Annotated in this window: 8 protein-coding genes and 1 pseudogene; 6 read left to right on the forward strand and 3 right to left on the reverse strand. The window is 61.9% G+C overall.

Annotated features, from left to right (window positions below):
• Nucleotides 1-6: 6 nt before the first annotated feature.
• Nucleotides 7-201 (reverse strand): OadG family transporter subunit, encoded by a 195-nt coding sequence (locus B071_RS16670; protein ID WP_018526640.1) that lies wholly within the window; start codon nucleotides 199-201, stop codon nucleotides 7-9.
• Between the two features lie 266 nt (nucleotides 202-467).
• Between B071_RS16670 and B071_RS0108305 the strand changes: the two genes are divergently transcribed.
• Nucleotides 468-2,864, forward strand: coding sequence for a glycyl radical protein (locus B071_RS0108305; protein ID WP_438829659.1), 2,397 nt, complete (start codon nucleotides 468-470; stop codon nucleotides 2,862-2,864).
• Nucleotides 2,865-3,129: 265 nt separating this feature from the next.
• Nucleotides 3,130-4,011 carry an SDR family oxidoreductase gene (locus B071_RS0108310; protein ID WP_018526642.1) on the forward strand — a complete coding sequence of 294 codons (882 nt, stop codon included), beginning with the start codon at nucleotides 3,130-3,132 and terminating at the stop codon, nucleotides 4,009-4,011.
• A gap of 55 nt (nucleotides 4,012-4,066) precedes the next feature.
• Here the strand turns inward: B071_RS0108310 and B071_RS0108315 are convergent, their stop codons facing one another.
• Both B071_RS0108315 and B071_RS0108320 read right to left on the reverse strand, forming a co-directional pair.
• Complete coding sequence (locus B071_RS0108315; protein WP_018526643.1) at nucleotides 4,067-4,813, reverse strand: DeoR/GlpR family DNA-binding transcription regulator; 747 nt, start codon at nucleotides 4,811-4,813, stop codon at nucleotides 4,067-4,069.
• A gap of 91 nt (nucleotides 4,814-4,904) precedes the next feature.
• Nucleotides 4,905-5,906: an ROK family protein gene (locus B071_RS0108320; RefSeq protein WP_018526644.1), complete on the reverse strand. Its 1,002-nt coding sequence runs from the start codon at nucleotides 5,904-5,906 to the stop codon at nucleotides 4,905-4,907.
• A gap of 169 nt (nucleotides 5,907-6,075) precedes the next feature.
• Here B071_RS0108320 and B071_RS0108325 point away from each other — a divergent pair, with 169 nt between their 5' ends.
• The 4 genes and pseudogenes from B071_RS0108325 to B071_RS19100 form a co-directional block, all read left to right on the forward strand.
• Nucleotides 6,076-7,311 carry an ABC transporter substrate-binding protein gene (locus B071_RS0108325; protein ID WP_438829660.1) on the forward strand — a complete coding sequence of 412 codons (1,236 nt, stop codon included), beginning with the start codon at nucleotides 6,076-6,078 and terminating at the stop codon, nucleotides 7,309-7,311.
• A 304-nt stretch (nucleotides 7,312-7,615) separates the two neighbouring features.
• Nucleotides 7,616-8,275 (forward strand): carbohydrate ABC transporter permease, encoded by a 660-nt coding sequence (locus tag B071_RS0108330; RefSeq protein ID WP_438829661.1) that lies wholly within the window; start codon nucleotides 7,616-7,618, stop codon nucleotides 8,273-8,275.
• A gap of 265 nt (nucleotides 8,276-8,540) precedes the next feature.
• Nucleotides 8,541-9,404: a carbohydrate ABC transporter permease gene (locus tag B071_RS16675; protein ID WP_438829662.1), complete on the forward strand. Its 864-nt coding sequence runs from the start codon at nucleotides 8,541-8,543 to the stop codon at nucleotides 9,402-9,404.
• Nucleotides 9,405-9,598: 194 nt separating this feature from the next.
• Nucleotides 9,599-9,801 (forward strand): annotated as a pseudogene (locus tag B071_RS19100) (hypothetical protein); the annotation flags it as partial.

The raw sequence follows: 9,801 nt of genomic DNA on the forward strand, positions 1-9,801 counted from the left end.
GGTTCCTTATGAGTGGTTCTTGTGGGCTGCCACGACTGCCAGCACGGCAGCGGTCCGCTCCTGTGCGGCGGCGGCAGAGGATCGAAGCGAGAAGCGTTGTACGATTGAAGTCATCACGGTCATGAGCATGACCAAAAGGACAAGAAACACAAAGACAACGCTCATTCCAATAATCATGAGCTGTACACCGTCCATCAGCATAGTGTGGGTCTCCTTACACCTTCTGCTTGGTTATTTCAGGTCTCGCTAGTTATAACAGCCTTCGATGCTAAATTGCAAACCAAAGCGCAGATTATTTTATTTCTTCGATAGATTTATTTTTCCTCCTTTTCGGCGTGCCCTTTCGCCGCTGAGCATTTCATTTGATACCATATTGACTTTCATTTAAAACAAATGTATCATTAAATTCATACGATCAGGAGGACCTCATGGAAGCGGTGACAGGAGAAAGCGGAAAGGCCGATCGGATGCAGACCCTGCGCGAGCGGGTGCTTCAGGCACGGCCCGGCATTTGTCTGGAACGGGCCCGGTGCTATACCCGGGTATATCAGGACTTTTCCCGGGAACCGGTCGTGGTCCGTCGCGCCCTGGCCCTGAAGAAAACGCTCCTGGACATGACCATCTTCATAGAAAAGGAAACACTCCTGGCGGGAAACCACTCCTCGCAGCTCCGGGCAGCCCCGATCTTCCCGGAATACGCCGTGGAATGGATCGAACAGGAGATAGACCAGTTCGACCAGCGCCCGGGGGACCGCTTCTTCCTGGCCCCGGACGAGGAAACAGCCCGGGAAAAACGGGAAGAGCTCCTGGAAATCTGCCGGTTCTGGCGGGGAAAAACCACCCTTGACCGGGGCCGGGCCCTCATGGCACCCCACCTGCGGGAGATCCACGAATCGGGAATCATCCGGGCCGAGGGCAACCTCACCTCCGGCGACGCCCACATCGCTGTGAACAACNAACAGATNCTGGACATCGGTCTGGGGGGATACCTGGAACGGGTTACCTCCCGCCGCCGGGACTGCGACCTCACGAGCCGGGAAGGACTCGCGAGCGACCAGTTTTTCCGGGCCCTGGAAATCTCCCTGGAAGCGCTCCAGGAGTTTATCGGTCGCTACGCAGACCTGGCGGCCCAGCTGCTCCGGGACCCCACCACGGGAGCCCGGCGCCGGGAAGAACTCCAGCGGATCGGTGAAACCTGCCGGTTTATCGCCACAAACCCTCCCCGGACCTTCTACGAGGCGCTGCAGCTTACCTGGTTTGTGCAGCTGGCGCTCCAGATCGAGAGCAACGGCCACTCCCTCTCCCTGGGACGGATGGACCAGTACCTCTATCCCTTCTACCGGGCCGACCTCGAGGCAGGGCGAATCGGGGAAGACGAGGCCCGGGAACTGCTGGAAAACCTCTGGATCAAGCTGCTCTCGGTCAACAAGATTCGTTCCTGGTCTCATACCCGCTACTCCGCCGGAAGCCCTCTTTATCAAAACGTCACCATCGGCGGCCAGACCCCGGAGGGGACGGATGCCGTCAACGAACTGAGCTACCTGATCCTGCGATCCGTGGCCGCCACGCGCCTGACCCAGCCCAACCTCTCGGTCCGGTTCCACCGCGCCATGAGCGAGGACTTTCTCCAGGAGTGTCTCCGGGTGGTGAGCCTGGGCTTCGGAATGCCCGCCTTCAACAACGACGAGGTGGTGATTCCCTCCTTCATGGCCCTGGGCGTATCCGAGGAAGACGCCCGCAACTATTCGGCCATCGGCTGCATCGAGGTAGCCGTTCCCGGCAAGTGGGGATACCGGTGCACGGGAAAACACTTTATCAACTTTGCCCGGGTCTTCCTGGCGGCCCTGCGCGACGGCATGGACACCATGTCGGGCAAACGCTTCTTCCCCGGACGGGGCCGGCTCGAGGATTTTACCTCCTTCGACCAGGTCATGGAGGCCTGGAAAGACCAGATCAGCCACTATGCCCGGGCGGGAATCGCCATCGATACGGCGATCGACACCGTACTGGAAGAGGATGCCCCGGACCTGCTCTGCTCGGCCTTTGTGGACGACTGTATCGGTCGGGGAAAGACGATCCACCAGGGTGGTTCGGTCTACGACTTTGTCTCGGGCCTGCAGGTGGGGATCGCCAACCTGGGCAACTCCCTGGCGGCGATCCGCAAACTGGTCTTTGAGGAACAGACCATCTCTGCTGAAGACCTCATGCAGCATCTGAGCAGCAACTTTGCCGGAGTGCAGGGCGAGGCCGTGCGGAGACACCTCCTCATGGGAGCCCCCAAGTTCGGCAACGACGAGGACGAGGTGGATCTGCTCCTGGCCCGGGCCTACGGGATGTATCTGGAGGAGCTCGAACAGTACCGGACCATCCGGGCGGGCCGGGGACCCATCGGGTGCCGCTACTACGGAGGCACCTCGAGCATCTCGGCCAACGTACCCTCGGGCGCGGTTGTTCCCGCCACCCCCGACGGACGCCAGGCCTTCACCCCCCTGGCCGAAGGAGCATCGCCCTCGGCAGGAACAGACCTGAAGGGCCCCACGGCGGTGTTCCAGTCGATCGCCAAACTCCCCACGGAAAAGATCCTGGGCGGGGTGCTCCTGAACCAGAAAGTCCCCCCCCAGATCTTTGACAACCCGGCGGCACGGCTCAAGCTGGAACACCTCCTGCGAACCTTCTTTGGAGAGCTCAAGGGGTGGCACGTGCAGTACAACGTGGTGGATCGCGCCACGCTGCTGGCAGCCCAGGAAAATCCCGAAGCGCACCGGGACCTGATTGTCCGGGTGGCGGGGTACTCGGCCTTCTTCACAACCCTCTCGCAGGAGGCCCAGGACGACATCATCGCCCGGACCGAGCAGGCCCTCTGAGGGTCTGCCCCCCGGCGGCCCGGCTGCCCAGTCCGAGTAGCCCAGTCCGAGTGGCACAAGTCCGAGCAAGGCAGCCCGCGCAGCACAGCCCGAGCAACCCCGCCGGGGAGGCAGAAAAAAAGAAATCCCGGGAAGGCCAAAAAACTGGATATCCCGTGAATTTACTGATACCTTTTCCCCAGCGGTGAAACCGCACATTTCCTGTGCCCACGCTCTGCGCGTGGGCATAGTGGTATACGGGCTGATCAGCATAAGGAGAAACAGGGTGGCAAAAATCCTGATAACCGGAAACAAGGGGTTTCTGGGAACACGGTTCCAGCGGTATCACGGCAGAGAACACCAGATAGAAGGGGTGGGCCGGGAAGATCTTGATATTCTGGACAGCGATGCAGTGCAGCGGAAGATCGCCGCCTTCGCCCCCCGGATCGTCATTCACGGTGCAGCTGTGACCGCCACAGCCTTTTGCGAGCAAAACCCCGAACAGGCCCGGGAGATAAACGTCACGGGAGCACTCAACGTGGCCGCCGCAGCCCGCGACGCGGGGGCGCGCATGGTCTTTCTGAGCACCGAACAGGTCTTCAACGGCAACGACGAACCGGGCCCCTACAGCGAGGACCACCAGGCCGTGCCCAACACGGTCTACGGCAAGACAAAACTGGAGGCAGAAGAGCGTCTGCGCGAGATCAGCCAGGATCTGCTGATCCTCCGCCTGACCTGGCTCTTCGGGCTTCCCGAGTTCCGGGAGCCCGTGAACTCCAACGTAGTCTGGGACTCCATCAGAATCGCCATCTCGGGGCGCCGCACAAAGGTGGCGGTCCACGAGTACCGGGGTGTTACCTGGGTCTACGACCTGCTGGACCGGTTTCCGGCGCTCCTGGAGCTCCCCTCGGGCACCTATCACGTGGGCAGCGAGAACGACCTGAACCGCTACGACCTCTTCCGCCATGTCTTCCGCGAACTGGGGATCTCCCACCGGGTGGAGGAACTGCTGGTTCCCGACCACAAGCTCTACCGGGAGCGGCCCCGGGACATCCGGCTGGACACAGAGAAGATTCTCTCCCGGGGAATCGTCTTTCCCGAGAGCACCCGCGCCATATCGCAGTGTCTGCGCGATTTCATGACCGCCGGGATCGCGCTGCCCGGGTAACGCACCCTGGCCGGGTTCCCCCTGCCCGGCAAGACCCTGGAGCGAGGCCGGGCGATCAGGCCTGGCACACCGTGAGCGTCAGGGGGTATTCCTGCAGGCGCTCCCGGTACTCCCCGGGAATATGCGAATCCGTAATCAGGTGATCCACCTGATCGAGCGTGCAAATCCGGGAGAGCGCCACCGATCCGAACTTGCTCGAATCGGTGAGAACGCACACCTGGGGGCTCTTGCAGACCGCCGAGGCGGCAACCTCGCTGCGCATCATGTCGGTGCAGGTGAACCCCGTATCAAAGGTGAAGCCGTCCACCCCGATAAAGCAGGTGGTAAAGTTCAGCGCCTCCAGTCCCAGCCGCGCCACGGACCCCACCAGGGACTCGCTGTCGTGCTGGTAGAGCCCTCCCAAAGTGATCACCTCCACGGAGGAGTTCTTGAGCGTCCGGGCGATAAAGAGATTATTGGTCACCACGGTGATATTGCTGCGCTCCTTGAGCTGCCGCGCCAGAAGGGCATTCACCGAACCGGACTCGATAAAGATCGTCTCACCCTCCTGGACAAGACGCAGCGCCGCCTCGGCGATCGCCTGCTTGCGATCGTAGTTGATACTGATCCTGGAGGAAATCTCGTCGGCGCTCTGGAGCACCGCCCCCCCGTGGACACGCCGCAGGAGGCCCTGGCGCTGGAGCGAATCCAGATCCTGGCGAATCGTGACCCCGCTCACCTCAAAGCGGCTGGAGAGATCGGCCACGGAGATCTCCCGGTTTCGGGAAAGAAGGCGGAGAATATCTTTCTGGCGGTCGTTCATGGGTGCTCCAATGCAACAAGCTCAAACATACCAGGCCCGGACATACCAGACCAGGTCACACCAACCGTCGGCATCAGCGGGCCGGTGGACATCACCGGGGTTCCGGGGACACCTGCTCCAGGGGAAGCGAGGCAGCCCCCACCACAGCGGCGTCGGCGCCAAGCCGGGCCAGGCGAATCTCGGGAGGTGCTGCTGTGGTCATTCCCTCGAGATGTCGTGCAAAACGGGACCGCACCCGGTCCAGATAGGGAGCCCCCCAGGCGGTGAGCCCTCCCCCCAGAACGATCAGCCCCGGATCCAGAAGCTGGAAGAGATTGTTCAACCCGATAGCGAGGTAGTCGGCGTAGCGCTGGACCAGGCGGCAACAGAGGGGATCCCCCTGGGCGAGCCCCTGACCGATCAGCTCTCCCGTGATCTCCTGGTCCNGGAGATCATCGGTGATCACCTCCGAGGGGAGCGCCTCCTCCTGCTGAAGCTCCCGGGCCGTTTGGCCCAGACAGAGCCCCGCAGCGTGGGCCATGAGACACCCCTGGCGGCCGCAGCCACAACGGATGATCCCCGCGGGCTCCACAATGGTATGGCCCAGCTCGCCGGCCGTTCCCGTCACGCCCCGGTAGAGCCTCCCCCCCAGCACAAGGCCGGCACCGATACCGGTGCTCACCGTAACAAAAGCCATATCGGGAAAGCCCCGGCCCGCACCAAAGCGATACTCTGCGTAGGCCTGGGCATTGGCATCGTTATCCAGGGAGACCGCCACGCCCAGGGAATCCTCCAGGGCCTGGCCCAGGGGAAACCCGGCAAACCCGGGGAGGTTGGANTTCATGATGATGCGTCTGTTTCGGTAATCCACGTGGCCCGAGGTGCCCACCCCGATGCCGGAGAGCGCCGACAGGGGCAGTTCCCGGCTGGCCAGAAGCTCCCGCACCTGNCGGGNNATGCGATCGACCACCACCAGCGGTGGCTGGCCNCGGTGGTCGCGGATNAACCGCTTGTCGCGNACCGTCCCGTCACCNGAGACAAGAGCCGTCACTATCTTTGTTCCGCCCAGGTCAACTCCNCAGAGGAGCGGCCCCGAATCGTCAGGGTGTACCATCGTTTCCCGCCGGATATTTTGTTTGACAGCTGATCAGGCTGAACATAGACTGTAACAGTATTTCAGGGTGAAGTCAAAAAACTTTACCACTGATTCAAACGGATCCCGTCTTCGGGGATCACAAGGAGGTTCCATGCGAAAGTTTGTTGTATTGGCGCTGGTTGTATTGATGGCGGCCCCCGGGGCGTTGCTCTTTGCCCGGGGCGGGCAGGAGGTCGCCCAGGTTGACTCCGTAGAGGTGCTCCACTGGTGGACCTCGGGTGGCGAGGCAGCAGCCCTGGGTGTCCTGAAGGACAACCTCGAGGCCGAGGGGATCGAGTGGATCGACTCTCCCATCGCCGGAGGCGGCGGAACCCAGGCCATGACGGTCCTCCGGTCCCGGGCAACGGCCGGTGACCCCCCCGCAGCCGTCCAGATGCTGGGAATGGACATCATCGACTGGGCCGAGCTGGGCCTTCTGGCAAACATGAACGAGATCGCCCGGGCCGAAGGCTGGGACGAAGTTGTCCCCGATGCGATCAAGGGGTTTTCCAAGTACGACGGAAACTGGATCGCCGCNCCGGTGAACGTCCACTCCACCAACTGGGTCTGGGCNAACCGGTCCATCATGGACGAACTGGGCCTGGACATCCCCACCACCTGGGATGAGTACATTGCCGCCATGGACGCCGCCGAGGCAGCCGGATACGTCGGTCTCGCCCACGGCGGGCAGGCCTGGCAGGATGCCACCATCTTCGACGGCGTTCTTCTTTCTACGGGAGGCCCCGAGTTCTACAAGCGCACCATGATCGATCTGGACGACGCAGCGCTGCGCTCCGACACGATGCTGAAGGTCTTCCAGCGAATGGAAGAGCTCACCCAGTATCTGGACCCCAACTTCAGCGGCCGCGACTGGAACCTGGCCAGCGCCATGGTGATCGAGGGNCAGGCCCTCTTCCAGATGATGGGCGACTGGGCCAAGGGTGAGTTCCTCAACGCCGGACTCGAACCCGGAGCAGATTTCGAAGGATTCCGCACCCCCGGAACCCAGGGATCGGTCCTCTTCAACTCCGACCAGTTCGTGATGTTCCAGGTNGCACCCCAGTATCGCGCAGCCCAGAACCTCATGGCCAGCGCGGTTATGGATCCCGAGTTCCAGATCGCCTTCAACACCGTGAAGGGCTCCGTCCCTGCCCGGACCGACGTCCCCGACACACAGTTCGAGAGCATCGGTCNGGCAGCCATGGCAGACCTCGCCGAAGCAAACCAGCGGGGAACGCTCTTTGGCTCCATGGCTCACCGCCATGCGAACCCGGCCAACGTGATGGAAGCCATGTATGACGTGATCACGGCCCACTTCAACGGCCAGGTCTCGAGCCAGGCGGCAGTCCGGGCCCTCGCCGACGCCGTAGCCCAGGCGCGGTAAGCGCGGGCGGTTTTTCAGTACACTGCGGGAGAACCTCTCCGGGGNCATACCCGGGGAGTTCTCCCCTTCTTAAGGAACTAAAACCATGAAAACCCGTCTGCGACTATCCAGCGACGATGTGATGGCCCGGGTCGTNTTGTTCCCGGCGATCATCATCACCCTTGTCTTTGTCTATGGATTCATTCTCTTTACGGTGTACCTCTCCTTTACGGGTTCCCGGATTCTCCCCGTTCACACCTGGGTAGGGCTCGAGAACTACCGGCGCCTCTTCCGGCTGGACCACTGGTACGTGGCCCTGCGGAACATGGGCATCTTCTTTGTCCTGTACATTGGCATCAGCACCCTGGTGGGGCTGCTCCTGGCGGTCCTGATAGACCTGCATCGTTTCGGCGAGCGCTTCTTCAGGCCCATCTTTCTCTATCCCATGGCGATCTCCTTTATCGTCACGGGAACGGCCTGGAAATGGTTTCTGGACCCGGGAATCGGCCTGCAGCATATCATGCGCACCTGGGGCTTCACGGCCTTCACCTTCGACTGGATCAAGAACAGCGAGATGGCGATCTATACGGTAGTCATCGCAGCGGTCTGGCAGGTGAGCGGCTTTGTCATGGTGATCTTTCTTTCGGGGCTCCGGGCAATCGACCACGGAACGGTAGAATCGGCCGTGGTNGACGGCGCGGGCTTCTTCAACCTCTATACCAGGGTGATCATTCCCCAGCTGGCGGGATCGTTTCTCTCGGTCTTTGTCATCCTGGGTCACATGGCGATCAAATCCTACGACCTGGTCATCGCCCTGACCGGAGGCGGGCCGGGGCGCGCCACGGCGCTCCCCTCAACNTTCATGTATTCCTATACCTTTCANCGGAACCAGATGGGAATCGGAGCCGCCTCGGCGGTGATCATGCTCCTGGGGATCGCGGCGATCATCGTCCCCTACATCCGTTCCCAGGTGAAGGAGCTCTAGCATGACCATTGGCGGAACGGTACGAATGTCGCGCTTTGGAAAGGGCCTCATTGTGGCACTCATGGTGCTCTGTGCGGTCTATTTCCTGGTACCCCTCTACGTGATGCTGGTGAACTCGGTGAAGCCCCTGAGCGAGATCCGGGCCGGTAACATGATGGCCCTTCCCCGGGATTTCTCCCTGGATTTCTGGGGCAAGGCCTGGGCTACCGCGCAGATAGGAGTTCAGGCCACGGGTCTGCGGCCCTACTTCATGAACTCCGTGGTCATGGTGATCCCCTCGGTGATCTTCTCCACCGTAATCGGCGCGCTGGCGGGGTTTGTCCTCTCCCAGTGGCCGGTGAAGCACAGCAGGCTCCTCTTCGGGCTGATTCTCTTCGGGGCCTTCATCCCCTTCCAGACGGTGNTGATCCCCATGGCGCGCATCCTGGGAATGCTGCGTCTCTCGGGAACAACCCGGGGCCTCATCCTGGTACACACCGTCTACGGGGTCGCCTTCACCACCCTCTTTTTCCGGAACAGCTACGCCGGAATCCCCCACGAGCTGGTTCAGTCTGCCCAGGTGGACGGCGCCCATTTCATGCGCATCGTCCTGAGCATTATTCTGCCCAACTCTGCGGCGGTACTGATGGTCTCGGTGATCTGGCAGACCACCAACATCTGGAACGACTTCCTCTTCGGGGCCTCCTTCGGTGGCTCCCGGGGCCAGCCCATGCAGGTAGCCCTGAACAACCTGGTGAGCTCCTCCACGGGAGTCCTCGAGTACAACGTGCACTTTGCGGGCGCGCTCATGGCAGCCCTGCCCACGCTGGTGATCTACCTTGTCTCGGGCCGNTACTTTGTCCGGGGTCTCATGTCGGGGTCCGTCAAGGGATANCCCCNCNGGGCCCGGCCCGCAGTNCCTCCCCGGGGAGCACCCGCTCCCCGGGNGCCTTCATTGCAGGCACCTCGGGAACGCCTGGGTGGAGACAGCGAACCTCTTTTTCAACGGCGTGGGCATCAAGAGCGGCNACTACGAGCAGATCCTGGGCAAGGGAGGGCTGGCCTTTTCGCTNGAGATCCAGATCTGGCTTCCGATCCAGATCCATCTCATTCGGTATTTTTCTACCGTATATCCTTTTTCAGGGGTTAACCGCCCCCTGAAATCTGCTATACTGCATCGGTACCGTCGTAAGGACAGTCGACACCAGGGTAACCGGGAGCAGGGGGTGCTCCGGTGTCCCCGGCGGGGCTGTGCCCGGACTGCCTGCGGGCCAGGTACCGCGCTGGAGCAATCAACAGAGCGCATCACACGTGCACAGAGCACCCCGAAAGGAACACACCCTCATGACACTACCAACGCAAGAGACCGCCCGGATCGCCGTGATCGGCCTGGGCTACGTGGGCCTTCCCCTGGCCGTGGCTTTCGGACGAACCCGGCCGGTTACGGGCTTCGATATCAACCAGAACCGGATAGCGGAACTCCGCTCGGGAGAGGACCACACCCTGGAGGTGAGCCCGGAAAACCTGGCCGCCGCCAGACACCTCTC

The sequence above is a fragment of the Alkalispirochaeta alkalica DSM 8900 genome (assembly GCF_000373545.1).
In the GTDB taxonomy this organism is placed as follows: Bacteria; Spirochaetota; Spirochaetia; order DSM-27196; family Alkalispirochaetaceae; genus Alkalispirochaeta; species Alkalispirochaeta alkalica.

Bases quoted from the DNA above. Each gene is read 5' to 3' on its own strand.
- B071_RS16670 (WP_018526640.1), bottom strand. From the start codon at position 201: ATGCTGATGGACGGTGTACAGCTCATGATTATTGGAATGAGCGTTGTC.
- B071_RS0108315 (WP_018526643.1), bottom strand. From the start codon at position 4,813: ATGAACGACCGCCAGAAAGATATTCTCCGCCTTCTTTCCCGAAACCGG.